This is a genomic window from Actinomadura luteofluorescens, assembly GCF_013409365.1.
In the GTDB taxonomy this organism is placed as follows: Bacteria; Actinomycetota; Actinomycetes; order Streptosporangiales; family Streptosporangiaceae; genus Spirillospora; species Spirillospora luteofluorescens.
Genome location: NZ_JACCBA010000001.1, coordinates 8,713,036 through 8,738,710, shown reverse-complemented (window position 1 = coordinate 8,738,710; position 25,675 = coordinate 8,713,036). Strand labels below are relative to the sequence as shown.

The 25,675-nt window shown below is 71.7% G+C and carries 23 protein-coding genes; 10 read left to right on the top strand and 13 right to left on the bottom strand.

What is annotated here, in order from left to right:
* The first annotated feature begins 20 nt into the window (after window positions 1–20).
* Window positions 21–833 (top strand): PIG-L family deacetylase, encoded by an 813-nt coding sequence (locus tag BJY14_RS40280; RefSeq protein ID WP_179848391.1) that lies wholly within the window; start codon window positions 21–23, stop codon window positions 831–833.
* On the opposite strand, the gene BJY14_RS40275 is transcribed toward BJY14_RS40280, so the two are convergent.
* The 5 genes from BJY14_RS40275 to BJY14_RS40255 form a co-directional block, all read right to left on the bottom strand.
* A complete protein-coding gene (locus BJY14_RS40275) occupies window positions 826–1,968 on the bottom strand; it encodes an ARPP-2 domain-containing protein (protein ID WP_179848390.1) in 1,143 nt (380 codons plus the stop codon). The genes BJY14_RS40280 and BJY14_RS40275 overlap by 8 nt on opposite strands.
* Window positions 1,965–3,407 carry a hypothetical protein gene (locus BJY14_RS40270; RefSeq protein ID WP_179848389.1) on the bottom strand — a complete coding sequence of 481 codons (1,443 nt, stop codon included), beginning with the start codon at window positions 3,405–3,407 and terminating at the stop codon, window positions 1,965–1,967. The genes BJY14_RS40275 and BJY14_RS40270 overlap by 4 nt, the downstream gene beginning before the upstream one ends.
* Before the next feature lie 171 nt (window positions 3,408–3,578).
* Window positions 3,579–3,941: a VOC family protein gene (locus BJY14_RS40265; RefSeq protein ID WP_179848388.1), complete on the bottom strand. Its 363-nt coding sequence runs from the start codon at window positions 3,939–3,941 to the stop codon at window positions 3,579–3,581.
* A gap of 85 nt (window positions 3,942–4,026) precedes the next feature.
* Window positions 4,027–4,659: a TetR/AcrR family transcriptional regulator gene (locus BJY14_RS40260; protein ID WP_246396292.1), complete on the bottom strand. Its 633-nt coding sequence runs from the start codon at window positions 4,657–4,659 to the stop codon at window positions 4,027–4,029.
* Window positions 4,652–5,944, bottom strand: a complete 1,293-nt coding sequence (locus tag BJY14_RS40255) for an acyl-CoA dehydrogenase family protein (protein ID WP_179848386.1) — start codon at window positions 5,942–5,944, stop codon at window positions 4,652–4,654. Before BJY14_RS40255 ends, BJY14_RS40260 begins: the two co-directional genes overlap by 8 nt.
* Before the next feature lie 107 nt (window positions 5,945–6,051).
* On the opposite strand from BJY14_RS40255, the gene BJY14_RS40250 reads away from it, so the two are divergent.
* The 3 genes from BJY14_RS40250 to BJY14_RS40240 all read left to right on the top strand — a co-directional run bounded on the left by BJY14_RS40250 (window position 6,052) and on the right by BJY14_RS40240 (window position 8,804).
* Complete coding sequence (locus tag BJY14_RS40250; protein WP_312879679.1) at window positions 6,052–7,116, top strand: phosphotransferase family protein; 1,065 nt, start codon at window positions 6,052–6,054, stop codon at window positions 7,114–7,116.
* 54 nt (window positions 7,117–7,170) lie between these two features.
* A complete protein-coding gene (locus BJY14_RS40245) occupies window positions 7,171–7,677 on the top strand; it encodes a GNAT family N-acetyltransferase (RefSeq protein WP_179848385.1) in 507 nt (168 codons plus the stop codon).
* Between the two features lie 188 nt (window positions 7,678–7,865).
* Window positions 7,866–8,804: a TIGR03621 family F420-dependent LLM class oxidoreductase gene (locus BJY14_RS40240; RefSeq protein ID WP_179848384.1), complete on the top strand. Its 939-nt coding sequence runs from the start codon at window positions 7,866–7,868 to the stop codon at window positions 8,802–8,804.
* On the opposite strand, the gene BJY14_RS40235 is transcribed toward BJY14_RS40240, so the two are convergent.
* The 3 genes from BJY14_RS40235 to BJY14_RS40225 are packed head-to-tail and all read right to left on the bottom strand — an operon-like array spanning window position 8,782 to window position 12,405.
* Complete coding sequence (locus BJY14_RS40235; protein WP_179848383.1) at window positions 8,782–10,293, bottom strand: sugar ABC transporter ATP-binding protein; 1,512 nt, start codon at window positions 10,291–10,293, stop codon at window positions 8,782–8,784. The two genes, BJY14_RS40240 and BJY14_RS40235, sit on opposite strands and share 23 nt — an antisense overlap.
* Before the next feature lies 1 nt (window position 10,294).
* Window positions 10,295–11,368, bottom strand: coding sequence for a sugar ABC transporter substrate-binding protein (locus tag BJY14_RS40230; protein WP_179848382.1), 1,074 nt, complete (start codon window positions 11,366–11,368; stop codon window positions 10,295–10,297).
* Window positions 11,365–12,405: an ABC transporter permease gene (locus tag BJY14_RS40225; RefSeq protein WP_179848381.1), complete on the bottom strand. Its 1,041-nt coding sequence runs from the start codon at window positions 12,403–12,405 to the stop codon at window positions 11,365–11,367. Before BJY14_RS40225 ends, BJY14_RS40230 begins: the two co-directional genes overlap by 4 nt.
* A gap of 102 nt (window positions 12,406–12,507) precedes the next feature.
* Here BJY14_RS40225 and BJY14_RS40220 point away from each other — a divergent pair, with 102 nt between their 5' ends.
* The 3 genes from BJY14_RS40220 (at window position 12,508) to BJY14_RS40210 (ending at window position 15,788) form a co-directional block, all read left to right on the top strand.
* Window positions 12,508–13,260: an SDR family NAD(P)-dependent oxidoreductase gene (locus BJY14_RS40220; protein ID WP_179848380.1), complete on the top strand. Its 753-nt coding sequence runs from the start codon at window positions 12,508–12,510 to the stop codon at window positions 13,258–13,260.
* Window positions 13,261–13,287: 27 nt separating this feature from the next.
* Window positions 13,288–14,931 (top strand): thiamine pyrophosphate-binding protein, encoded by a 1,644-nt coding sequence (locus BJY14_RS40215; RefSeq protein ID WP_179848379.1) that lies wholly within the window; start codon window positions 13,288–13,290, stop codon window positions 14,929–14,931.
* Between the two features lie 62 nt (window positions 14,932–14,993).
* The gene (locus BJY14_RS40210) at window positions 14,994–15,788 is read left to right on the top strand and encodes an IclR family transcriptional regulator (protein WP_179848378.1); all 795 of its coding nucleotides are present in this window, start codon (window positions 14,994–14,996) and stop codon (window positions 15,786–15,788) included.
* 138 nt (window positions 15,789–15,926) lie between these two features.
* On the opposite strand, the gene BJY14_RS40205 is transcribed toward BJY14_RS40210, so the two are convergent.
* Together BJY14_RS40205 and BJY14_RS40200 are read right to left on the bottom strand one after the other, a co-directional pair.
* Window positions 15,927–16,607, bottom strand: coding sequence for an RlpA-like double-psi beta-barrel domain-containing protein (locus tag BJY14_RS40205; protein WP_179848377.1), 681 nt, complete (start codon window positions 16,605–16,607; stop codon window positions 15,927–15,929).
* 747 nt (window positions 16,608–17,354) lie between these two features.
* A complete protein-coding gene (locus tag BJY14_RS40200; RefSeq protein WP_179848376.1) occupies window positions 17,355–17,852 on the bottom strand; it encodes a hypothetical protein in 498 nt (165 codons plus the stop codon).
* A gap of 426 nt (window positions 17,853–18,278) precedes the next feature.
* Between BJY14_RS40200 and BJY14_RS40195 the strand changes: the two genes are divergently transcribed.
* Window positions 18,279–19,373: a winged helix DNA-binding domain-containing protein gene (locus BJY14_RS40195; protein ID WP_179848375.1), complete on the top strand. Its 1,095-nt coding sequence runs from the start codon at window positions 18,279–18,281 to the stop codon at window positions 19,371–19,373.
* 226 nt (window positions 19,374–19,599) lie between these two features.
* On the opposite strand, the gene BJY14_RS40190 is transcribed toward BJY14_RS40195, so the two are convergent.
* Complete coding sequence (locus tag BJY14_RS40190) at window positions 19,600–19,869, bottom strand: hypothetical protein (RefSeq protein ID WP_179848374.1); 270 nt, start codon at window positions 19,867–19,869, stop codon at window positions 19,600–19,602.
* Window positions 19,870–20,153: 284 nt separating this feature from the next.
* Between BJY14_RS40190 and BJY14_RS40185 the strand changes: the two genes are divergently transcribed.
* On the top strand, window positions 20,154–21,509 hold the full coding sequence (locus BJY14_RS40185) for a DUF2786 domain-containing protein (protein WP_179848373.1): 1,356 nt from the start codon (window positions 20,154–20,156) through the stop codon (window positions 21,507–21,509).
* 83 nt (window positions 21,510–21,592) lie between these two features.
* Here the strand turns inward: BJY14_RS40185 and BJY14_RS40180 are convergent, their stop codons facing one another.
* A complete protein-coding gene (locus BJY14_RS40180; protein ID WP_021594883.1) occupies window positions 21,593–21,805 on the bottom strand; it encodes a helix-turn-helix domain-containing protein in 213 nt (70 codons plus the stop codon).
* 409 nt (window positions 21,806–22,214) lie between these two features.
* Between BJY14_RS40180 and BJY14_RS40175 the strand changes: the two genes are divergently transcribed.
* Entirely contained in the window at window positions 22,215–23,174 is a 960-nt protein-coding gene (locus BJY14_RS40175) for a hypothetical protein (protein WP_179848372.1), read from the top strand.
* Between the two features lie 1,114 nt (window positions 23,175–24,288).
* On the opposite strand, the gene BJY14_RS40170 is transcribed toward BJY14_RS40175, so the two are convergent.
* Entirely contained in the window at window positions 24,289–24,501 is a 213-nt protein-coding gene (locus BJY14_RS40170) for a hypothetical protein (protein WP_179848371.1), read from the bottom strand.
* Window positions 24,502–25,675 lie beyond the last annotated feature (1,174 nt).

Sequence of the window (25,675 nt, the reverse complement as noted above, 5' to 3'; positions counted from 1 at the left end):
AACCTGCTGAGGAGTCCCTGATGACGCAAGAGCTCACGTTGATGGCCGTCCATGCCCACCCCGACGACGAGGTGCTGGGCACCGGCGGCCTGCTCGCCCGCAGTGCGGCCGAGGGCGTCCGCACGGTCCTGGTCACCTGCACCAACGGGGAGCAGGGCGACGACTCCGGCGGTGTGAAGCCCGGCGAGCCCGGGCACGACGCCGAGGGGGTGGCGCGGCGCCGCCTCGCCGAGCTCCGCGAGTCGGCCTCCCTTCTCGACATCGGCCACCTGGAGCTGCTCGGCTACCGCGACTCCGGCATGGACGGCTGGTCCACCAACGACGACCCGGCGGCGTTCGCCAACATCCCGCTGGAGCAGTCCGCCGGGCGACTCGCCGCCCTGATGGAGCGCTACCGGCCGCAGGTGGTCGTGACCTATGACGAGAACGGCGGCTACGGGCACCCCGACCACATCCAGGCCCACCGGATCGCGCTCGCCGCCGCCGAGCAGACCGGCATTCCCGACAAGCTCTACTACACGGCCATTCCACGGTCGGGGATCAAGCAGATGTTCGAGGCCGCCCGGGCGGCGGGCATGGACCTCGGCTTCGAGCCGCCCGAGGACTTCGGCACCCCGGACGAGCTGATCACCAGCGCGCTCGACGTCTCCGCCCATTTCGAGGCCAAGCGCGACGCGCTGCTGGCGCACGCCAGCCAGGGCGAGAACATCTTCCTGCTGAAGCTGCCGGAGGAGATGCAGAAGGCGGCGTTCTCGTCGGAGGCGTTCATCCGCCACCTCAGCCGGGTCGAGGCGCCGGGCCGGGAGGACGACCTGTTCGCGGGCCTCAGGTAGCGCGGCGCCGCGCCCGGAAGTGGTCGCGGACGTCCTGCCGCAGCAGGTAGCCGAAACCGGCCCGTTCCAGGCGCAGCGCCAGCCCCGCCTCGTCGGCGCCGAGAGCGGCCGCGGCGGCGCCCAGCCGCCAGTCGTGCTCGGCCAGCCGCCTGAGCAGGTACCCGCGCCTGACCTGCGCTTCCGAGAGGCGGAACGTCTTGAGGTAGGCGACCTGGCCGTCCCCGCCGGTGATGACCTCCCCGATGTGGTTCTCCCTGCCCAGCGCGAACGAGGGCAGGAACCGGGCCAGTTCGAACCCGTGCAGCGACTGCACCGCCTGGCGCGACCCGTCCTCGTCGAACAGGCGCCCGGCCATGACCTCGTCGTGGAAGGCGGCCCACTCCGCCTCGCGCATCTCCGCCGCGGCGCGCAGGTCGCCCAGCGTCCGGACGCCCGCGGCGTCGATCGGCGCGGACAGGTCGCCCGCGGGCGCCCCCAGCAGGCCGTACATGTAGATCAGCTCGCCGAAGAGGTCCTCGACCAGCGTCGGGTGCAGCGCCCGGTAGTCGTCGGGGTGCGGCACGACGAACGCGCTGGCCAGGGCGTCGGCGACGTACACCAGCACGCCGCACTGCCCGGGATGGATCTCGAAGATCCGCAGCGCGTCCTCCAGGCCGCGCACCCGCCGGCCGAGGTAGGTCTCCTCGCAGCGCGGCGACAGCCCGTGCGCGACCGCCCTGCGCGACCACTCCTCCCACGCGATCTCCGGGCCCCCGAAGTGCAGCGCCAGGTAGCCCTCGACCGCCAGGTGCAGAGGGAGGAACCGCAGCCGGTCCTTGCCCGCCTTCCTGGCCATCCGCCGCGTGAACCGGACGGGCATGCGCGGCGGGGCCGCCCGGGTGTCGCGCTCCAGGAGGCGCGCCCCGTACGAGGCCGCCTGCGTCTGGTCGCCGTCGCTCCACGTCGCGACGAAGGCATGGGGGACGAACGAGATGTAGGCGGCGTCGCCCACGTCCACGACCGTAACCGGCTCCTCGAACACCTTCCTGTGCAGCCGCAGGTGGGGCACGGGCTCGTCCCGCACGAGCGGGACGAGCCTGATCGAACCCCACACCTGCGCGGGCCCAGTCCTCAGCCCGTCCAGCGTGATCGTCATGCGCGCTCCCCGAGGAAGCTGGCGGTCCGGTCGGCCAGGTGCGCCCGCAGCTTCGGCAGGCCGACTCGCCCCTCGGCGAACCGGGCCAGCTCGACCAGTGCCGGAAGGTCCTCGGCGTCCCGGACGCCCGCGGTCGGCACGCCCGGCGCCAGCCGCCGCACGTCGAAGTCGTCCGCGTCGTACACCGGGTTGAGGTGCACGATCATGACCCGCTGCCCCGGGGCGCGCCGGTGCCCGGGGTCGAGGCGCGTCCGCCAGACGCGCAGGACGTCCGCGGCCAGCCCCGGCGGCGCGTTGTCCCAGCCGTCGGAGACGATGAGGAGCCGCTCGGGTCCCGTCTCCAGCGCGTCGATGATCCGGTGGCCGAGCGGCGTCGGTCCGGACGGGTACACCAGCAGCTCATCGGTGCGTCCCGACGTCCACAGCGGCGTGTACTCCTTCGCGAGCGCCTCCAGCAGGTAGTGCGCGGCGAGCGCGACCGCCAGGGGGCGCCTGCGCTTCTCCCCCGAGCCCAGCGAGGAGTAGCTGTCGTCCAGCACGGCCGTGACCCGTCCCCACGAGCCCCGCGCGGCCCCGGCCACGCGCCGCGCGGCGGTGCGCAGGGCCTGCGACAGCTCGGCCCGCCGCCGGGCCCGGTCGTCCAGCGGCAAGGCCAGCACGTACGACGCGAGCCTCGTCAGCGGCATCTCGCCCAGGTCGGCCCGCACGGCCTCGACCTTCGCCTCCCGCGCGCTCTCCTGGAGGCGCAGCCGCTCCAGCCGCGTCATCCGGTGTTGGATCCGCTCCAGGAAGACCTCGCGCGGGATCTTGTGCCTGGCGGCGAACCCCTCCGCGACCGTGTACGGGAGCTCGTAGATCGCGGCCTGCTCGTAGTGCGCCCGCCGCCACTGCTCGTAGAGGGGCGTCTGGAACGCCTTGACGCCCGACGGCGCGAACAGGAACGCGGGCTGCTCGCCGTGGAGCCGCAGGTGCGCGTGGCGCACCGCGTCCTTCACCGCCGTCCGGTACTTGACGGAGTCGAACGCCGGGTCGCGACGTCCGGCCATCCAGTCGCGGATGACGGCGCGCGTCCGCCGGTTGTTCACACCGAGCCTGCGAAGGTCGCGGAACAGCCTGTACACCCGCTGCGGCGGCATCAGCTCCAGCCGCCGGGCGATCAGCCGCCCCTCGCCGCGCCGCCGCTCGACCTCCACGTCGCCCGCCCGCACCAGCAGGTTGCGGATGATGATCGCCGCGTTGTGGTCGTTGACGTCCAGCGCGAGCACCGCCGCGTACATGTCGCGGTAGTTCTCCAGCATGTACTCGTGCAGGAACTCCAGGCTGAGCCGCTGCTCGCCCGAGTCGTGGTGGAACTCCCGCTGCCCCGTGGACGTGATCGCCGCGTTCACGAACATCAGCACGTCCTCGCACGCGACGAGGTCGGCGAATGTCTCGCTCATCACTCCCCCGGTCCGTCAAAGGCGCCGGCCGGGGAATGGGGGCACGAACAGCGAAGCATCGCTTAATAGGCAAGTTCCGGAAGTCGCACCGGAGTCCCGCGGCCGGCACCCGCACCGTAGCACCGCATTTCTCGCGAAGCCCTCCATTAACGGCGAGTGCCCGGGGCCGGGTCAGGGTCGGTAGGTGCCGAAGTACCACTCGTTGCCATCGGGGTCGCGCGCCGCGTAGTCGCGGGAGCCGTAGTCCTGGTCGGTCAAATCGCGGAAGACCTCGGCGCCGGCGGCCTTGGCGCGGTCGTGGTGGGCGTCGGGGTCGTCGATGGCGACGTAGACGGCGGCCTTCGCGGTCGCGGCCGCCCCGAACATGATGAGGCCGGTGTCGTAGCGCATCTCGGCGTGGACGATGGTGCCCTCGTCGTCCTCGTGGACGTTCACGGGTTCGAAGCCGAACGCCTTCTCCAGCCACGCGAGCGTCCTGGCCGGGTCGGCCGACCGGATCAGCGGGTAGAAGGTGCGGCGGATCTCGCTGGTCATCTCATCCCTCCCTGAAGTCTGGGATGCCCAGTCTGCGGGGAGCGGATCCGCCCGTCTTGGACGAATGTGACCTCGGCCTCCGGCGTCAGCGGCGGGCCGCGTCGCGTTCGGCGGCGAGGCGGCGGGTCTCCGGGGAGACGGGGGCGCCGAGGATCGCCGCGACGACGTCGATCAGGTAGCTGGTGAACAGGCGGTCGTCGGTACGGGGGCCTGAGCGGGCGCGGCGGGCCAGTTCGATCGCGGCGTACAGGATGGCGGTGAAGCGGCGGTGCAGCCGGGCCGCGTCCTCCTCCAGGAGGGGTTCCACCAGGGTCCGCCAGCGGCACAGGCTGTCGCGGGGATCGTCCAGGACCGCCACGGGCACGACGGGGTCGGGACGGTTCAGCACGTCCGCCCATATCTGCAGGTAGGCGCGGCCCGAAGCGTCGGCCAGGCACGCCGCCACAGGCCGGACGAGGGCCGCGGCCAGAGGGCGGACGCCCTGCTCGCCGTCCTCGTAGGCGTCGAGCAGGGCGTGGCGGCGGGCCTCGATCTCCGGGGCGTGCCGGGCGAAGATCGCGCGCAGGATCCCGGCGCGGTCGCCGAAGTGGTACTGGACGGCCGTGGCGTTGCGCGCGCCGGCCTCCTGGAGGATCTCCCGGAGGCTGACGGCGTCCACGCCGCGGGCGGCGTAGAGGGTCTCGGCGGCGTCCAGCAGTCGTTCCCGTGTGTCACTCATTGCCGATCGCATGCTCCAGGGCCTCGGCGAACCGCTCGCGCGCGGCCTCCCGGCGGGTGGGCAGGTGGCCGGACGGCCACAGTCCCTCGACGGGCTCGACGTCGCGCAGCAGTTGCCGGGCCACGGTGATCTTGTGGACCTCGGTGGGGCCGTCGGCGATGCCCATCGCCTCGGCCCCCATCATCATGGCGGCGAACGGCATCTCGTTCGACACGCCGAGCGCGCCGTGCAGGTGCATCGCGCGCTGGACGACGTCGTGGTAGACCTTCGGCATCGCGGCCTTCACCGCGGCGATGTCCTTGCGGACGGCCCTGTAGTCGCGGTGCTTGTCGATCAGCCAGGCGGTGCGCAGCACGAGCAGCCGGAACTGCTCGATCTCGATCCAGCTGTCGGCGATCTTCTCCTGGGTCATCTGCAGCTTCGCCAGCGGCCCGAAGCGGGTCCGCCGCGAGACCGCGCGCTCGCACATCATGTCGAACGCCTTGCGCACCTGCGCGATCGTCCGCATCGCGTGGTGGATGCGGCCGCCGCCGAGACGGGTCTGGGCGATGGCGAACGCGCCGCCCTCGTCGCCGAGCAGGTTCTCGGCTGGCACCTGGACGTCCTCGTAGCGCAGGTAGCCGTGGGAGCCTTCGCGCTCGCCGCCGACGCCCACGTTCCGGACGGTGACCAGCCCGGGCGCGTCGGCCGGGACGAGGAACATCGACATCCCCTCGTAGGCCGACACGTCGGGGTTCGTCACGGCCATCACGATCAGGAAGGTCGCGTGGCGGGCGTTGGAGGAGAACCACTTCTCGCCGTTGAGGACCCAGCCGTCCCCGTCGCGGACGGCGCGCGTGGTGAACAGGGTCGGGTCGGCTCCCCCGTGCGGCTCGGTCATCGAGTACGAGGAGGAGATCTCGCCGTCCAGTAGGGGGCGCAGGTAGCGCTCCTTCTGCTCTGGCGTGCCGAAATGGGCGATGATCTCGGCGTTGCCGGAGTCGGGCGCCTGGCAGCCGAACACCGACGGCGCCCAGCGGGAACGGCCGAGGATCTCGTTCAGCAGCGCGAGCCTCACCTGGCCGTACCCCTGGCCGCCCAGTTCGGGACCCAGGTGACACGCCCACAGGCCCTTCTCGCGCACCTGGTCCTGGAGGGGGCGCACGAGCCGCTTGTAGCGGGGGTCGGCCTTGTCGTAGGGGTCGCCGAGCACCAGGTCGAGGGGTTCCACCTCGTCCCGGACGAAGGCGTCCGCCCAGTCGAGAAGTTCCTGGTAGGCGGGGTCGGTCTCGAAGTCCCAAGCCATGGCGAGCCTCCTCGGTCGTGTGCCTCGATAATCGATGCACCTCAGTAAGTAATGCAAGTGCATGACTGTTACTCTCCGGTACATCGAGCGTCGGAAAGGGACCCGCCGTGCAGCCTGAGCAGATCGACCGCGCCCTCGTGGACTTCGACGTCCTGGCCGGGTGGATGGAGGCCCGGGGCCTGCCGGGCGGCCCGTTCGAGGACGTCGAGCGGCTGGCGGGCGGCACCCAGAACACGCTGGTCCGGTTCCGGCGGGGCGGCCGCGACTACGTGCTCAGGCGGGGTCCCGGCCACCTGCGCGCGAAGACGAACGAGGTGCTGCGGCGCGAGGCCCGCGTGCTGGGGGCGCTGGACGGGACCGACGTCCCCGCTCCGCGCCTGATCGCGGCCTGCCCGGACGAGACCGTCATGGGCGGCGCGGTCTTCTACCTGATGACCCCGGTGGACGGCTTCAACGCGTCGGTCACGCTGCCCGAGCTGCACGCGCGCGACGCGTCCGTCCGGCGCGAGATGGGGCTGAACGCGGCGAGGGCGCTCGCCGCGCTGGGAGCCGTGGACCACGAGGCGGTCGGCCTCGGCGACTTCGGCAAACCCGAGGGCTTCCTGGAGCGGCAGGTGGGCCGCTGGATGTCCGAACTCGACTCCTACAGCACGCTGGACGGCTATCCCGGACCGGACATCCCCGGCCTCAACGACGTCGCGCGGTGGCTGGAGGAGCGCCGTCCCAGGACGTGGCGCCCGGGGATCATGCACGGCGACTACCACCTGGCCAACCTGATGTACTCCTTCGACGGGCCGGAGGTCGCCGCGATCGTCGACTGGGAGATGAGCACGATCGGCGACCCGCTGCTCGACCTCGGCTGGCTGCTGGCCACCTGGCCCGACCGCGCCGACCAGAGCGCCGCCCTGGCCGGACCGCTCGGCGCCGCGGGCGGCCTGCCCACCGCCGGGGAGCTGGTCGAGGTCTACGCCGAGCGCGCGGACGCCGTCGACGGGCGCGACCTGTCGTCCATCACCTGGTACGCGGTGCTGGCCTGCTTCAAGCTCGGCATCGTCCTGGAGGGCACGCACGCCCGCGCGTTCGCGGGCAAGGCGCCCAGGGAGACCGGCGACCTCCTCCACTCGATCACGCTCGGTCTCTTCACCCGCGCGCACGGCTTCATCGGCTCCTGAGCCCCTCGCGCCGGAGATCGGGAACTGCCAGGATCTCTCGCACGAGGAGGTGCGATGGAGATCCGTGAGGGCGGGCTCGGCGATGCGCCGGCGATGCTGGCGATGCTGGACGGGGCGGTGGCGTGGCTCGCCGCCAACGGCCGGACGGGGCAGTGGGGCAGCGAGCCGTGGTCGCTGGACCCGCGCCGCGTCGAGCGCATCACCGGCATCGCCCGCGACGACGAGATCTGGGTGGCGGAGGTAAGCGGGCGGCCCGCCGGCGTCATGGCGGTCGCGCCCGGACCCCCGCACTACGTCGCCCCGGCCGAGGAGCCGGAGCTGTACATCACCCTCCTGGTCACCGATCGCGCCTTCGCCGGGCACGGGGTGGGCGGCGCGCTGATCGCCAAGGCGAGGGAGGAGGCCGGTGCGAAGGGCGTCGGCCTGCTGCGCGTCGACTGCTACGGCGGCGACGACGGGCGGCTCGTGGAGTACTACCGCGGCAACGGGTTCGAGACCGACGCCGCCTTCACCGTGGGCGACTGGCCGGGACGGGTTCTGTCCCAACGTATCGCCAGGTAGACGGCCTGCTGCTTGCAAATCCGCACGACACGTCGCAGCCTGGAAGCGACCGGTGCGAACGGGGCAGTCGGTGACGCCCTTACGCCGCACGGACGGCGACCGAGCCGCTCGCCTCGTTCCGCCGGTCGAAAAACCTCATGTCGCATTCCCGCCAGCCAGACGGCCCTGCCACGGGGCATGCTCGGGACATGCACAGGAACTTCCGCTTCGGCGTGGTGGGCGAGTCGATCCGCTCGGGCGCGGACCTGGCCGACACGGCCCGCCGCGCAGAAGAGCTGGGATACGACGTCCTGACCTTGCGGGACCACTTCGTCACCGAGCCGTTCGGCGACCAGCTCGCTCCCATGGTGGCGCTGGCGTCCGCCGCGTCCGCGACGAGCACGCTGCGGCTGGGCACGATGGTGCTCTCCAACGACTTCCGGCACCCGGTGATGCTCGCCAAGGAGGCCGCGACGCTCGCCCACCTGTCGGGCGGGCGGTTCGAACTGGGCCTCGGCGCCGGCTGGCTGCGCGAGGAGTACGAGGCCGCGGGAATGCCGTTCGACCGGCCCGGGACGCGGGTCGGGCGGCTGGCGGAGTCGCTGCGAATCCTGCGCAGCCTGCTGAGCGGCGAGAAGACCACGTTCGCCGGCGAGCACTACACGGTCGACGGCCTGACGGTCTTCCCGCGCCCGGAGCGGCGCCCGCCGCTCGTCGTGGGCGCGGGCAGCCGGCGCATGCTCGGCATCGCCGGCCGCTACGCCGACACGGTCGGGATCCTCCCCCGCGCCCTGCCCGAGGGGGCGATCTCGGACGAGGTCTCCGAGCGCCTCCCGGACACCATCGCCCGCAAGGTCGACTGGGTCCGCGAGGCCGCCGAAGGGCGGGACGTCGAGCTGAGCATGATGGTGACGCCCGCGTTCGGACCCGACCCCCGCCGCGCGGCCGCGAAGGTCGCGGTGACGCGAGGCTGGGGCACGTCGTCGGCCGAACTCGTCCTCGGCATGCCGTCCCAGTTCGTGGGCCCGCCAGAGCACATCGCCGAGCAGATGCTGTCCCGCCGCGACCGTTTCGGCTTCACCTACTACCAGGTCTCGGACGCGGTCATGGAGGCGTTCGCCCCCGTCATCCCCCTTCTGACCTCCTAGAGGGATCGGCGAAGCCGGCGTTCATGGCGAGGCTCAGCTCCGGTTCGGTGAGCCGCTCGCCCTCCAGGGCGTCGACGATGCGGCCGCGCTGGAAGACCACGACGCGGTGGCACAGCTCCACCAGCTCCGCCAGGTCGCTGGAGGCGATCAGGACCACCTTCCCGCCGGCGGCGAGGCCGCGGAGGATGCCGTGCAGTTCCGTGCGGGCGCCGACGTCCACGCCGCGCGTCGGATCGTCCAGGGCGAGGACGGCCGGGTCGGCGTCCAGCCATTTGGCGAGGACGGCCTTCTGCTGGTTTCCGCCGGACAGGTTCCCCGCCCGGTCGTGGACGTCCCCGCGCACCCGCAGCCGCTCCATGTGGCCGCGGGTCCGCTCGACGAGGCGGGACCGGCGCGGCATGACCCCGCCGCGGCCCTGCCCGAGCCAGCTCACGGACGTGATGTTCTCCCAGAGCGCCCTGTCGAGCATCAGCCCGCGGCCCTTGCGGTCGCCGGAGATGTAGGCGACCCCCGCGGTGACGGCGTGCCGGGCGGAGCGGGGCGTCCGCCCGTCCGGCAGCCGGACCGTGCCCGACGACGGCCGGGCCCGTCCACAAACGGCGTCCAGCACGGCCAGGTGGCCGGAGCCCTGCAGGCCCGCCAGTCCGACGATCTCGCCGCCCTCGGCGGTGAGGGAGACCTCGCGCAGCCGGCCGGGCACCGTCACGCCAGTCAGGACGACCGCCGCCCCGCCGGGGCGGCGCGGGGCGGCGGTCGCGGCCTCGGCGGGCCGGGCGGGCTGCCCGAGCATCGCGGTGACCAGCGAGTCCAGGCCGACGTCGGCCGCGGGCTCGCCCGGCAGCACGACCCGGCCGTCCCGCAGGACGGTGACCCGGGTCGCCACCCGCATGACCTCCTCCAGGAAGTGCGAGATGTACAGGACGGCGAGGCCCCGCTCGGCCAGCCGCCGGGTGACGGCGGCGAGCCGCGCGGCGGCGGCGCGCGGCAGCGCCGAGGTGGGCTCGTCCAGGATCAGGACGCGCGGGTCCTGCAACAGCGCCCGGCAGATCTCCAGGAGCTGCCGGTCGGCGAGGGGCAGCTCGCCGACCCTGGCGTGCGGCGGCGGGTCCAGGCCCAGCTCGGCCAGGACGGGCCCGGCCAGGCGCCGCATCTCCCGCGTGCTGACCAGCCCCCCGCGCCGCGGCGCCCCGTAGGGGAAGAGGTTCTCCAGCACGGTCAGGTCGTCGTAGGTCATCAGCTCCTGCGACACGATCGCGACGCCCTGCGCCGCGGCCTGCCGCGCGTCGGCGAACCGGACGGGGACGCCGTCCAGCTCGACGGTGCCGCCCTCGGGCCGCACCACCCCAGAGATGATCTTCACGAGGGTGGACTTGCCGGCGCCGTTCTCGCCGACGAGCGCGTGCACCTCCCCCGCGTCCAGGGTGATGCCGACGCCCTCGAGGGCGGTCACCCCGCCGTAGTGCTTGACCAGGCCGGAGGCGACCAGCATCTCAGCGGGCCTCCTTGAGGGGGCGCATGCCGGCGCCGGGGCTCGCGAGGAGCCGGTCCAGCTGCGGCTTGTACCACTGGTAGGCGTTCCGCACCGACTGCTGCCGCTTGATGATCTCGTCGATGTTGGAGGAGTCCATGACGAGGCCCGGCGTCTTGAACCAGCCGTCCGGCAGCTTGCCGTCCTTCTCCCGCACCGACGTGATCAGCGTCGCGGTCGCGACGTAGCCCTTGAGGTAGTGCTCGGGGTCGACGCCGGCGAAGTTGGTGCCCTTCTTGATGTACTCCAGGGTCTTCGGATCGACGTCGAAGCCCGCCGTGAGGTACGTGCCCTTCTTCTGCTCCTTGAGGCGGCCGAGGTTGTAGCTGTCGGCGTCGCCCACGCCGAGGAACGCCAGCGCGGCCGGGTTCGCGTTCACCTGCGACTGCCAGGCGCCGTAGTTCTGCGCCGGATCGCTGTAGGTCTGGAACGGGCCGAGGACGCGGACGCCCGGCGCGAGCTTCGCGAACGTGTCCCTGATGCCCCTGGCCCGGCTGTCGAGGACGGGCGTCCCGGGGTTCGGCACCCCGACGACCACGGTGCCCTTGGCGCCCTTGCCGAGCTTCTTCACCGTCGCCTCGGCGAGCAGCCCGCCGAGCTCGTAGTTGTCGTTGCCGACGTAGAAGCCGACCTTGCTTCCGTCGGTCGGCGCCGTGTCGAGCGCGACGATCGGGATGCCCTTGGCGACGGCCTGGGCCGCGGGCCTGGTGAAGATCGGCGGGTCGAGGTTCTCCAGGACGATGCCGTCCGGGTGGGTGACGGTGAGGTTCTGGAACAGCTGCTGCTCGGCGGGCCCGTCGGTGTTGGGCGGGCCGACGACCTTGAAGTCGATGTTCCCTGCCTGCTGGGACGCCTCCGTCGCGCCCTCGTACATCTCCCGGGCGAAGTTGAGGCTGTAGTTGGCGACGGCGATGCCCATCCTGAGCCGCTCGCCCTTGCCGGAGCCGCCGCCGTCACCGCAGGACGCGGTGGCGAGGGCGGTGCCGAGCACGAGGGCGAGGGCCGCCGCGACGGGCCCGCGGGGACGCGGGGTCATGGGGTCCTCCCTGATGAGCGCAGGCCACGGACGCGGCGCAGCAGCGGCGCGGCGCCGACGGCGACGAGGATCACGCCGCCGGTCGCGAAGGTCGTCCAGTTGATGGGGACCTCGAAGAACACCAGCGCCGCGGTGACGACGCCGAGGATGAGGGTCCCGGCCGCGGCGCCGAGGACGGAGCCGGTTCCGCCCTTCAGCGGGGTGCCGCCGATGATGGCCGCGGCGATGGCCGTGAGCTCGTAGCCCTGGCCGATCGTGGGGTCCCCGGCGATGAAGAACGCCAGGGCGAGGACCGCCGCGACGCCCGCCATGAGCCCCGACAGGGCCAGCGCGGCGACGCGGGTCCGGGTGACGGGCAGCCCGCCGAACTCGGCGGCCTCGGGGTTGGAGCCGATGGCCCGCACCCGCGCGCCGAACCTCGTCCGGGTGAACACGACGGTCAGCACCACGACGGCGAGCGCGAACACCCACACCGCGTTCGGGACGCCGAGCGACTCGCCGCCGCCCAGCACGGCGAAGAACGGGTGGTCCTGCGGGAGGTCGGTGATCTGCTTGCCCTCTGCCAGCGCCAGTCCCACGCCGCGCAGCAGCATCGACGTGGCGAGCGTGACGATGAACGAGGGCAACCGCAGATACGTGGTGACGGCGCCGTTCAGGGCGCCGACGAGCGCGGTCAGCGCGAGCACCGCGAGAGCGGCGGCCCACGGGTTCCAGCCGTCCCGGATGAGCAGGGCGCCGGCGACGACGCCCATCGCGTACATCCCGCCGACCGACAGGTCGACCTCCCGCATCGCCAGCGCGAACACCATCCCGCAGGCCATCAGCCCGACGTAGACGGAGTTGTGCGCGGTCGTCAGCAGGTTTCCGGTGCGCAGGAAGTCCGGCTGGAGCAGCCCGACACCGAGCACCAGCACGATGAGCACGCCGACGACGCCGGCCTCGTCGGGGATGGGCCGGCGGGCCCGGGGGCGCCGCGCCGGGGACGCGTCCTTGTCGTTCTCCGAGGCCGGCTCGGCCACGGGCTTTCGTACGGACATGCGGCGAGCATGTGACCCGCGCCACGCCGCCACAAGCAAGCCGTTTCATCCAGTGAAAACGGTGCCTTGCCCGGCGACCGGGCGTGGCGCACGCTGCCGTTCATGAGCGAGACGCCGTCAAGCGACGGACCACAGCGGATCGCACTCGTGACCGGCGCGGCGGGCGGGCTCGGGCGGGAGTTCGCGATCGCCCTGGCCGAGCGCGGGCACCGGGTCGCGGGCCTCGACCTCGCCGACCTGTCGGGCACCGCGGACGCGGTCGGCGACCGCTTCCACCCCGTGCGGGCGGACGTGACCGACCCCGACGAGGTCGAGGCCGCCGTGGAGGAGACCGCCGCCCGCTTCGGCGGCCTGCACATCGTCGTGAACAACGCCGGGATCTACCCGCCGCTGGAGTTCGAGGAGACGACGCTGGAGGACTGGCGGCGCGTCATGCGCGTCAACCTCGACGGCCCGTTCCTGGTGTCGCGTGCGGCGCTGCCCCACCTGAAGGCGGCCGGCTGGGGGCGGATCGTCAACATCGCCTCCGCGGTGGTGTTCCTCGGGCCGCCCGACCTGGTCGCCTACACCACGTCCAAGGCCGGCCTCGTCGGGTTCACCCGGGCCCTGGCGAGCGCGGTCGGCTCCCACGGGATCACGGTGAACGCGATCGCGCCGGGCCTCACCCGGACCGGGACGGCGGCGCGCACCACGGGCGCGGACGGCGGGTTCGAGCGCGTCCGCGACCTGCAGGTCGTGCGGGCCGTGGAGGAGCCGCGGGACCTGCTGTCCACGCTGCTGTACGTGTGCGACGAGGGCAGCGGCTTCCTCACCGGCCAGACGATCAACGTCGACGGCGGCTCCGCCAAGCACTGAACCGCCGAGGAACGAGAGAGGCAACGCATGAGGCCGATCGAGGCGCTGCTGGAGATCGCCCGGGACGAGGGCGTGACGCGGATCTTCGGCAACCCCGGCACCACCGAGCTCCCCCTGATGGACGCGCTGGTGAGCGCTCCCGACCTGCGGTACGTGCTGGGCCTGCAGGAGGGGTCGGTGGTGGCGATGGCCGACGGCTACGCGCGGGCGTCCCGCCGCACGTCGATGGTCAGCCTGCACATCGCCGCGGGCGTCGCGAACGGGCTGATCGGGATGCTGAACGCGCTGCGGTCCCGGACCCCGATGGTGATCGTGGCGGGCCAGCAGGACCGGCGCCACCTCCTCCAGGACCCCATGCTGTCGGGCGACCTGGTCGGGCTCGCGTCCGCGGCGACCAAGCAGGCGGTGGAGGTGCAGCACGCCCGCGACCTCCCGGTCGTGCTCCGGCGCGCCTTCGCCCTCGCGGCCCGGCCGCCGGCGGGGCCCGTGCTCGTGTCGGTTCCCATGGATCTGCTGGAGGAGGACGCCGACGTCGCGGTGCCCGCCCGCTCCCCCGTGACCGGCCCGGGAGCGGCCGAGGCGGGCGACGCGGCGGCACTCCTGGCCCGCGCCGAGCACCCGGTGATCATCGCGGGGGACGGGGTGGGCCGGGCTGGCGCGGTGGCCGAGCTGGTCGCGGTGGCCGAACGGCTCGGCGCGGCCGTCCACCACCAGCCGATGAACGACGGCATCGCCTTCCCCACCGGGCATCCGCTCTACGCCGGGATGCTGGCCCCCCGCAACGCGGCCGTCCGCGAGACGCTCGCCGGATACGACGCGGCCCTGATCGCCGGGTGCCACGCGTTCATGCCGCACCACTACACGCCCGGCCCGGCCGTCCCCGACGGGCTCGCCATCGTGCAGGTGGACGAGGACCCCGCGGAGCTCGGCCGGAACTTCGCCGTCCGGTACGGCCTGACGGGCGATCTGGCCGGGACGCTCCGGGCGCTGGCCGGCCATCTCGACGGGCTCGTCCCGCCCGCGCGGGAGCGCGCCGAGCGCCTCGGAGCCCGGCACGCGCGGGCGAGGCGGGAGGTGGAGGAGACCGCCCGCGCGGCGTACGGACCGTCCCCGATGGACCCGCGCGCCGCCGCCCACGCCGTCGCGGCCGGCCTGCCCGACGAGGCGGTGGTGGTCGAGGAGGCCATCACCGTCGGGCTGAGGCTGCGCGCGGTGCTCCGCCAGAACATCCCCGGCTCCTACGTACACACGGTCGGCGGCGGCCTCGGCTGGGGCATCGGCGCGGCGGTCGGCACCCGGATGGCCGACCCGGACCGGCCCGTGGTGGCGGTGCTCGGCGACGGATGCGCGATGTTCGGCCTGCAGGGGCTCTGGAGCGCCGCCCGGTACGAGGTGCCCGTGGCGTTCGTGGTCATGAACAACGGCGAGTACCGCACCCTCAAGGACACCCTCGACCAGGGCGGCGGCGCCTCCGCCGAGCACGGCCGGTACGTCGGCATGGACCTCGCCCCGCCCGCGCTCGACTGGCAGAGCGCCGCGCCGCTGTTCGGCATCGACGCGGTGCGGGCGGGATCGGCGGACGAGCTGCGCGACGCGGTCGCCTCCGTCAAGGACCTGGCCGCGCCGCTGCTGATCGAGGCGCCCGTCACGGGGCACGGGGCGGACCGGTGACCGGGGTCGCCGCGCGCTTCCCCGCCCTTGCCGGCGAGACCGATCGCGGACACCATCGGGGCATGGACGTGCGGGCGACGGGCGGGGAGCCGCCACGATCGGTGCTGGCGCGCGGGCTCAGCCTGCTGGACGCCTTCGGCTCCGCCGACACCGAGCTGAACCTGACCGAGCTGGCGGCCCGCACCGGGCTGCCGAAGCCGACGGCGCACCGGCTGCTGGGCGAGCTCGTCCGGTGGGGCGGGGTCGAGCGCACCGCGTCCGGCTACCGGCTGAGCATGCGGCTGTTCGTCCTCGGACAGCGCGCGCCCCGCCCGCGCGGGCTCCGCGAGGCCGCGCTGCCCTACCTGGAGGACCTGTACGAGGCGACCCACGAGAACATCCACCTGGCCGTCCTGGACGGCACGGACACGCTCTTCCTGGAGAAGGTGACCGGGCGCCGGTCGATGCCGATCGTGTCCCGGGTGGGCGGGCGGCTGCCCGCGTACTGCACCGCGACGGGGAAGCTGTTCCTCGCGCTCGGCCCGCCGGGGCGGCTGGAGCGGGTGCTCTCGGCCGGGCTCGTCCACTACACCCCGCACACGATCGTCATGCCGGGGCTCCTGCAGCGGGAACTGGCCCGCACCGCCGACCGCGGCTACGCCGTCAACCGGGAGGAGTCCGAGGCCGGGGTCTCCGCCGTGGCGGCGCCCGTCCTCGACCACCGGGGGCTTGTGATCGCCGCGATCTCCATCACCGGCAACGTGTGCCGGCTGGACCTGGACCGGCTCGCCCCGGCCGTGCGGACCGCGGCGCGGGCGCTGTCGCGGGAGCTGGCCCGCGAGAGCGCGGGCGCGCTGAAAATGGGGATTCCCCGGTGATCTTTCGATACCGGGGAATCCCCGTTTTCCATGCACCGGCAGCCCTGCGCCGGGTCTGGGAGAGGCCTTGCGGACCGGGCGTGCGCGGGCTCACATTCGCGCTGTGAGCCGTTTCACGAATGGTCCGGCGGCCTCATGTCATGAGCCGAAAGGCTGGGGCATGCCCTTCTTCCCGGCGCCGGAGCCCCAGGACAGGACCTCCCACTTGACGCCGTTCAGGTGGCCCTCGCCGGTGCCGGCGTTGTACTTGCTGCTCGGCTTCTTGCCGTCCAGCAGGTACCGGAAGGTGTAGGTGTCGAGGTCGAGCATGACGCCGCGGTGCGACGGCTCGCCCGGCCCGCGGTCGCCGACGAAGCCGGTGATGCTGCGGCCCTTGTAGGTGACCTTCACCTTGGTGTGCATGGGCCAGCTGGGGCTGGCGAACAGGCCCTTCTGCATCGGCTTGCCACCGGCGGGGGCGCCGGTGTCACCGTTCACGCCGGACCCGTCGTCCCAGAAGTAGGACGCCTTCGTCTTGCCGCTGAGCAGGGCCTTCGGGCCCTTCTTCACGGGCTTGGCGGTCTTCTTGGGCGCGGCCTTCGCGTCGGCCTTGGCCTCGGGCTTCGCGGGGGCCTTCGGCGCGGTGAACCCGCCCAGGGCTCCCTTGTCTGCGAGCCGTTCGGGGGACTTGTTCTCCTGCGCGGCCACGGCCTGCTGCGGCAGGAACTGCTTCTTGGGAGCGGAGTCATCGCTCGCGGCGGCGACACCGGCCACCATCATGCCCGCGAGGGCGGTGCCGGTGACGCCGGTCAGGATGACGTTGATCGCTCGCTGCTGCATGGGGATCCTTCGTTCGGGGTACAGGGCTGCCGCTCCGCACGGAAGGACACGCAGGTCACGCGTCTGTTCCGGGCAGGGGTGAGCGGCTCCGAGACTCGAGACTCGGGAGATGCCGCCGCGAGGGGGACCCGCTTTGGAACGATCCACGGGCATGGTGGACCGCGCCCGCGCCGAACCGCGCACGACCGGTCTCGGACGTGCGTGATGACACGGGCCTGGGTGAAGCGGGAAGGATGCCGACCGGGGGCTCACGGGCCCAGCACGGTGCGCGGCCGCTGCATGGTACGGCTGCGTTCGGCGAAAGGATCCCGCCTGGCGGGCGGGAAGCGGCGGTTATGCGATTGGCCGGGTCAACGGTTCTTTGACCCTGACCTGGGGATGACTATATACGGCATTACCGTGCTGTCACCAAACGGGGGATTTCTTTACCTTTGGGAAGGTAGATCTTTTATCCCGGAAGTAGTCCGGAACGCCTTTCCCACAGGGCCTGAGGGCCTCTCGCGAGTGCCGTGCCCGCCCCAAAAAGGATCTTTACTCCGATGGCCTTGGCTCCGACGGCGCCCGGCCGAGCGGGCACGGGAACGGCCCGGAGCGCATGGACGCTGGAGATGGGTGTCCGCGCACCCTGGACCCGTCACAGCGTAGGCGTGACCGCGGAGAGAAGGGCGGCCCGCATATCGGGCCGCGCGACGCAGCCGCAAACCCGCACGGCCATAGGCCGCGCGGGGGGAACGTCGTCGTCTGCCGTCAGTGCGTCGGGTAGACCGAGGGCACGAGCGGCGTCGGGCCGGTCCCGCCGGTGAACACGGCGGGACTCGGCTGCGGAGGGATGTAAGGAGCCTCCGCGTAGGGCGAGTCCACATAGGTGGTCTCTGTGTAAGGGTTCTCCGTGTACAGGGGCTGCTGCCCGTAGGCGGGCTCCCCGTAGGGCAGGCCCGCCACGACGGGGCCCTGCGCCGCCGGGACGGCCTGGGCCACGGGCGGCGGGACGGGCGGCGGGACGTGCGATCCGTCCGCCCGGCGCTGCTCCGCCGCCGCGCCGCGGCGCTCGGCCAGCACGGCCATGAGCGCGCGGGCCGTCTCGGCGTCCATCCTCAGCAGGACGCTCGGCATCCCGGTCTGATCGACGAACGGGGATACCGAGGGCGGGGTCGGCGCCTGCGGGAGAGCCGCCCGCATCTCCTCGCGGAGATCCTGGGCAAGCCGCAGCGCCTGTCGGTCACTGTCGTTCAAGTGTGCGGTCATCGCGATCTCCGGGGAGTTCACGTGCGGGGGTCCGGGGCAATCCTGCTAGGGATGGCGTGCAGGTGCAAGAGCTGATGCACGTGCATTTCAAGAAAAATCCTTCCGTAACCCCCGCCCCGGTCGATCGTTCTCGATCACGCCGCGTCGCGGCCGCGGGCGGCCGGAACGGCTTGACCAGCACGGATCCGCATGATGGACCCGCTCCCTCTGGCGGATGACCACAGACGGTGTGCACAGTGCGTGCTCGTCCGGCCACTCAGGTGCCGTCCGGATTTCAGGAAAAAGCGGCGCCCCGGCCGAGGAAGAGAGACCTGGATCACACCGAGCGCCGGTCGACCCACCGGAGTGGGCTGCGACATGGCGCCGCTGTGCTCACGCTTGGCTGCGGCCCTGCGTGCGCCATGCCGTTAAAGGCATCCTGGACGAATGACAGAGACCCTGAGCGTCCGGGCCCTCAACAGGGCCACGCTGGCACGGCAGATGCTCCTCTCACGGGAGCCGGTCCCCGCCTCCGAGGCGGTCGGACGGCTGTGCGGGATGCAGGCCCAGGAGCCCAAGCCGCCATACCTGGGGCTGTGGACGCGCCTCGAAGGGTTCCAGGTATCCGACCTGCACGCCGCCCTGCACGACCGGGCGCTGGTGCGCGCCACGCTGATGCGCGCCACGCTGCACCTGGTGACGAGCGCCGACTACACGGCCTTCCGTACGGCGATGCAGCCGATGCTGGACGGCGGGCTGCGGGTGCTGGGCGACCGCGCCAAAGGGCTCGATCTGGAGAAGGTCGTCCCCGCCGCGCGTTCTCTCCTGGAGAGAGAACCACTGACGTTCAATGAGATACGCGCTCAGCTCCAGGAGCAGTTCCCGGAAGTCAACGACCGTGCCCTCGGCTATGCCGTCCGGCTGTGCGTGCCACTGGTCATGCTGCCCACCGAGGACAGGTGGGGCTTTCCGCGCACGTCGCGCTTCGCGCTGGCCGACTCGTGGCTGGAATCGGGACCGAACGCCGACGACTCCATCGACGAACTGATGCTCCGCTACCTCGCCGCCTACGGGCCGGCGTCCGCCGCAGACGCGCAGACGTGGTCCGGGCTGTCTTCGACCGGTGAGGCCCTGGAACGCCTTCGCCCAGATCTGCGCACCTTCACAGACGACAAGGGCCGAGAGCTGTTCGACGTACCGGACGCACCGCGCCCCAGTGAGGACGTCCCCGCGCCCGCACGATTCCTGCCCGAGTTCGACAGCCTCGTCCTCGCACACACCGACCGCAGGCGCGTCATCGCCGACGCCCACCGCCCCATGCTCACGACCAAGAACCTGCGCGTCCGCGCCGTCTTCCTCTGGGACGGGTTCGCGCACGGCATCTGGGAGACGGAGTACAAGCGCAAGGTCGCGACGCTCAAGTTGCGCCCGTTCGAGACTCTTCCCCAGACGGCCGTCGACGAGCTGAGGGCCGAAGGCGAAGCGATGCTGCGCTTCATAGAGCCGGACGCCAAGGAAACGGTCGTCACCGTCGAGGAATGACGAGGCCGCCTTCGGCCGCGCATACGACAGCCCCCGGACGCTGGCCCGGGGGCTCTCGTAGAGACCGGCGCTAGCCCGTGTCTCAAAGTCCCGGCTCGCTACGTGACTGGGACCGGGCGACCGCGGCATCGCTTCGCGATCTGCCCGGCGTCGATCGCCACCGGCTTCGCTCCACCGGCCAGGTCACGCGTTCGCGCGCATGGGCGAGACCCCTTCGAGACGGGCGCTAGCCGGCGCCGTCCTCCCCGCGCATCTCCTCGACGACGACGCTCTGGTAGGCGCGGGAGGTGTCCGGGACGTAGCTCAGCCGCGCCAGCGCCTTGCCGTCATGGTCCCTGATCTCGAAGTGGTAGCCCTCTCCTGCCTCGCCCAGGTGCGCCGCGGCCTGGTCGTGCCTGAGCCGGCACATGGTGTCGACCTTCTCCAGTGCGACCTTCAGGCTCCCCGCATCGCTGATGAGCCGCGCGGGCTCACTCGTCTCCCAGATCTCGAACATCAGTCGTGTCCTGTCGGCGGTCGGTCGGAAGGAACGGGCGGGGCATTCCAGACGTCTGGGACAGCTTGCGCCTCTCTCGTGGATCTTTCAATCAACCTAGATATCGGATTGATCACTATTCGAAGTTGTCCACGCTCATAGTGTCATGTCCGCATGTGACGGCGGTCCACCCCTCCGCCGTCCAAGTCCGGTTCTGTCCGGTCGTCCGTGCCAGGCACCGGCCACCCCGTCACCCCCGGATGGGAGGATCGTCACCCGAGCGACGTCGGACGGCAGGAGGGGCGGTGCGGAACACCTGGCGGCGCGGCCGGACGTCCGAGACAGCGGCCGCCCTCACGGTGGACGAGGCGGTGCGAGCGCTCGCCCGCGGCGAGAGCACCACGTTCCAGCGGCTCGTGGGCGAACTGACCAGCCGTCCCGACACCCCCGGCTGGACGGTCGCCGCCGACCACTGCCTCGCCGACCGGCTGAGGCGCGGGATCACCTCCGCCTGGCAGCGCGGCTGGCAGCCGGCCGACCTGGTGCGCTTCACGACTCGCCGGCACACGCCCCGCCACGCACGCCTGTCCACCGACGCGATCGCCGACGAGATGCGCCTCTACTCCCCCGGCACCGTCGACGACCGCTGGCACGAACAGCTGGCCGCCCTCCAGGCCGATGTGTGGTGGCCGGACGACGGCCCCCACACGTCCCACTGGTGCCGTCGAGAAGGCGTCGACCACGCGGTCTACGTCACATGCGCCATCGACCTCATACATCTCCTGGAGACCCTTCCGAAGCTCCCTCCCGTCACTCTGCCCCCGGGGGCGGGCAAGCCCGGCGGGTCAGAGACAGGCAGGGCGAGCAATAACGCCGATACGGACGAGACCTCCACGAGGAGGCCCCGACCCGGCCGAGATACGTCCAGTGGCTCCCAGGGAGAGGGGAGACGCGCAGAGGCCGACCAGCGGATCCTGGGACGCGTCCGCGCGCTTCTGGCCAAGGCCGAGTCGACCGAGTTCCCCGAAGAGGCGGAGGCGCTCAGCGCGCGCGCCCAGGAGTTGATGGCACGCCACAGCATCGACCAGGCGCTGCTCGCCGCAGAGACAGGCGACATGGGCGGCCCCGACGGGCGCCGCATCGCGGTCGACAGTCCTTACGACGCGCCCAAGGCGGTCCTGCTGACGGTGGTGGCCGAGGCCAATCACTGCCGCGCGATCTGGCATCGGGAGCTGGGGTTCTCCACCGTCCTCGGGTTCCCGGCCGACCTGGCCGCGGTGGAGATTCTCTTCACGTCCCTGCTGGTGCAGGGGACGTCCGCCATGGTGCACGCCGGCCCCAGGCGCGACGCGCGCGGACGGTCACGGACGCGTTCGTTCCGCCATGCGTTCCTCAACGCCTACGCCGTCCGCATCGGGGAGCGGCTGCGGGGAGCGGCGGACAGGGCGGCCGCGGGCGCCGGCGGGAAGGATCTGCTTCCCGTGCTGGCGGCACGCGACCAGGCCGTCGACCAGGCCGTCGACACGATGTTCCCCAACCTCGCGAAGGGGCGGGCGGGTTCGGTCTCCAACTATGAGGGCTGGGTGGCCGGGCGGGCGGCCGCCGACCTCGCCAGCCTGAACGGGCGCTCCGAGGTCACCGGCGCGTTCCGCGGTCCGTAGCACACGGGGTCCCCCCGGGGGGCGAGGGGGACGTCCGGCCATGTGTTCGCTTCTTCCTTGTCTCGCGGATGATCGGGAGCGGGTCAGTCCTTCTTGCGCCGGGTGTTGCCGCCCCGGCCGCGCAGCGGCACTCCCGCCTCCTTCAGGACGTTGTAGATGAACCCGTACGACCGGCCGGTCTCGGCGGCCAGGTCGCGGATGCTCTCGCCGGCGGCGTACCGCGGAGCGAGTTCGGCGGCGAGCCTGGTGCGTTCGGCACCGGTGACGCGGGTGCCCCTCGACAGTGTTCGAGCCACGGGGACCTCCTGATTCCGAGGCTGGGCGGCGGGGCCCGTCCCCGCAGCTCACAGCAGTGTTGATCTCCCCAACGTACACATTCCCCCCGATTGCGCCGTCGATGCCGCGCGAATCACCGCGAATTCGGCCGAAGCTGGTCTTTTCCATGGCGAACGGCGTGTCGTAGCTAGACAGACGTGTCTGTCACCGCCACCTCTCGGCCGATCCGCCGGATCACCCGCTCCGGTGGCCCCAAGACCGGAACCACGCCTCCCCCACGAGCCCGACCGGACTCCCCACCCCGAACAGCCCCGGATTTCACAGCCGCCCTAGACGGCGTCCCAGTTATCCACAGAACCTCGTTCTACTCCCCCGCTCCGGTCCGGCCACGCATGCTGGGCCCGTCCCGACAGGCGAGGAGGAGTACCCATGGCCACGATCACGTTCCCGGTCCCGTCCACCACCACCTCACGGTTCGCCGTGGCCGCCACCAACATCCCCGACAGCCCCGCCACCCTCCTCAGAACCGCGGAGGGCCCCTACCTCGCCCACATCGCCGGACGCCTCGGCACCCGCCAACTACAGATCGCCCGCGAAGACCTAACCTCCCTCCGCTGGGACCCAGGGCAGATCGAGGCGGCCCGACCGGACGACCGGCAGCTCGCACGAGCCTTCAACGACGCCGAGCAGTTCGCCGTCGTCACCGCCTTCGCCCCGGTCACCGACCAGCCCAGATCGGCCCAGGTGGCCCGCGCCGCCGCGTACGCCATAGCCGAGGCCACCGGAGGGATAGCCGCCGACCTGGTCACGGGCCACGTCCTGACGCCGTCCACCCAGGAGAGGACGCGCTTCGTCCTGGCCGACCGATGGCTGGGCGACGTCCTGCCACCGTTCCGCGCCAACGGCCGCTGCACCGCCGCCGACCCCGCCGTGGACCCGGAAGGCGTCAACGGCTGCGCCTGCCTCCGGCTGCGCACCCGTGGCCTGCGCCGCTTCGGCCTACCCGAACTCCAGATCACCGACGTCGCCTGCCCGCACGACCTCACCGCCCTCAACGTCCTGCGCACCACCGCCCGCCGCCTCCTGACCGACCACTGGTCCTGGCTGGCCACCGGCCCGGCCGTCCGAGACCGAACGGTTCCCGACGTCCTCGACCTGACCCAGAGCGACTTCAACGACTTCTGGGGCACCACCCGCCGCGTCCCCCTGACCCCGCCCTCCCCCTTCCAGGTCCACCTCTCCCCGCTGACCTCCCGCCTCATCACGGTCGGCCCACCCGACTACTTCGAAGGGACGATCAACGACTGGCTCTGGGGCGACACCCTCCCGCTGGGCCTCCACGACAGCCAAGAAACCCCCGCATCCCACCCCCTCCCCACAGCCGCCTAAGCCCGCCCCATCAAGCCACCACCGCCCCACCCACCGAGCACCCCCAAAGCGAAAACCTGTTCTACAAGTGATCGCGGGCCCTCCCGTGGCGGCACCGAGGACGCAGCGAGGTCTCCGACGGGCGCTTCTTCAACCAGAAAGCCCAGCGCCCCGGAGACCTCCCGACCACCCAAGGCCCTGCCTCAAAGCGGCCTCGATCACGCACGGGAAACGCGCACCCCGCCCAGCGCAGCGACCCCGGAGGCAAGCAAACCAATCCAAATCACGACCAACGCCGCATCACCCAGCCCCGCCCACGCAGCGAGCCGCCAGACAAACGAAGTGGGCCGGGCCTTCGAACCACGGCTTGAGAGTGAAGAGCCGGTTCGGCCTGAAGGCATGTGGGCTGCGCTGGAGCCACTACTCCCAACCCACAGGCCAACAGCGTCGTCCGCCGGAATAGAGCGGCCGGCAGTTCAGAGAGGGCATCCAAGGCCAGGGGCAGGTCGGTTCGCCGCAACGGGGCGTGCCCGCGCAGCACGGGGCCCTGGCAGACCGCCGTGTACGGGCTGTTCCGCCGATGCCAGCGCGACGGCACCCGGGGGCGCGTCCCGACCCACCCTCCAGACCCGGCGGACGCGGCGGACGCGGCGGACGCGGCGGACGCGGCGGACGCGGCAAGGCTGATCACCTGGGATCTGACGTGGACTCCACCGTCGCGCATGCCCAACCCGCATCGTAGGACCGCATCGCGATCCCTCGTACGTCCACGGGCAGATGCCCCCACACAGAAGATCCGCAAGTCCGAACTCACCCCACACCTCGACGCCGACCGCGGAGCCACCCTTCGCGCCGGACGCGGGCCGTGGACTGATTGGCGCCACCTATGCGCGGGCGGCGCGACGCCGGCGCCCGAAGGACACGCCCCAGCCAATGAGCAAGGAAGGCCTGGACTCAACGGACGACCAGGGGCTGTCCCGAAGTGACCTCGGCCACGCGCGCACGCGTGACGGACCGACACCGCGAAACCGGAGGCGAGCGAAACCGTCCAGATCACGAAGCGACGCCGCCTTCACCCTGGCCCGCTCACGCAGCAGGCTTGGGCGAACAAAGCACGCCGCCAGGCGAACGAGGCTCACCGCCAAGCGAACGAAGCGCGTGCACCCGTCGTCACCGCAGAGGCGGGCGGCACCGAGATCGGCACCTGTTCGTCGACGAGGGGTTCGGCACGCTCGACGAGGAGACCCTCGGCGAGGTCATGGACGGTCTGGACGGAGGCGGTCAGACGAGCAACGTGGGCGGTCAGACGAACAACGCGCGCGGCCAGGCGGACGACGTGGGCCGTCACGGCGAACGACGTGGGCCGAGACTTTGAAACATCGCCTACTAGGGCGACATCGGCCGACTTCGCAAAGGCGCCCTGCGGCTCGCTGCGCGATCAGTTTCCGTGCGACTGGGCGCCGCGCTGCCTCAATCGCTGGTGTCGCAGTGATCGGATGATCGGCAGTTCCCGCACCGGCCCGGCCAGGAAGCCACGCGCGCATACTCGTCGCGCACAGCCCGGTCTGACACCCAGGTTCAGAACGAAGCCGATCTTGGCTACTTCACGATGCCCAGGCCCTTCTCTCGAGCGGTACCGGCGGCACCAGCTCGGGATTCCTCGCTGGGACGCGCGGAGGCTGCGGCGGAAGCGCCTGACGATCACTTCAAAGCAGGCGTCAGACCGGCGTGGTCCTCATCTCGCTGAAGTAGTGTGACCGGCCGGCCGAACCATCGCTCCCAGGCTCGCCATGGCGACAGCATGCTCAGCGGGCAGCGGGCAGCGGGCAGCGGGCAGCGGGCAGCGGGCAGCGGGCAGCTACGGGAGCGTAAGGGGGCGTCGGCTTCGTGAGCGGGAAAATCGAACAAAGCGCGGCACCAAGTCGATTCCGACAAGCCTGACTACGCCGTCAGTCCAGCCCGAGGACGGGCGAATTTTCGCGACTCCGCCTTCGTCTGGAGCGACGAACCACTCGCCTTGCCGGTCGGGTTAGGCGAGGCGAACACGCGGGACGCTCTGGGCTTTAGTCGCAGTGACAGCAAGTGACAGTTTTGGGACCGGGCCGTCACTCGAGCATGCCACTTCGGGGGGCTCCTCAAGAAGTCCGATCATGTGCTGATCATGCAGGTGTCATTGCCCGTGGATGCCTTATCACCGCTCCCCCTCATCGCGCATCCCTTTGAATTCACGGGTATTTCGCGCGTGGGCCACCCTCGTCACCGTCCCGGGGAGTCAGAGGCCGACATTTCAGGATGATTTGGTATATGACATCCATATCAGTCGCGGGGCGTCGCGGCGGCGGCACCGCCTGATCACGAGAGCCGACTGTGGCTAATGTTCAACGCTCTGTAGCCAAAGTGGCTACGATCGGCATTCACACGGTGACCGACGCGATCCCCCGGGGCGAAGATGAACCGTTTCCTGGCACATCCCAGACTCGCCGTCGCCTTCGGCGAATGGCTCCGCTGCACCTGCGGGTTCC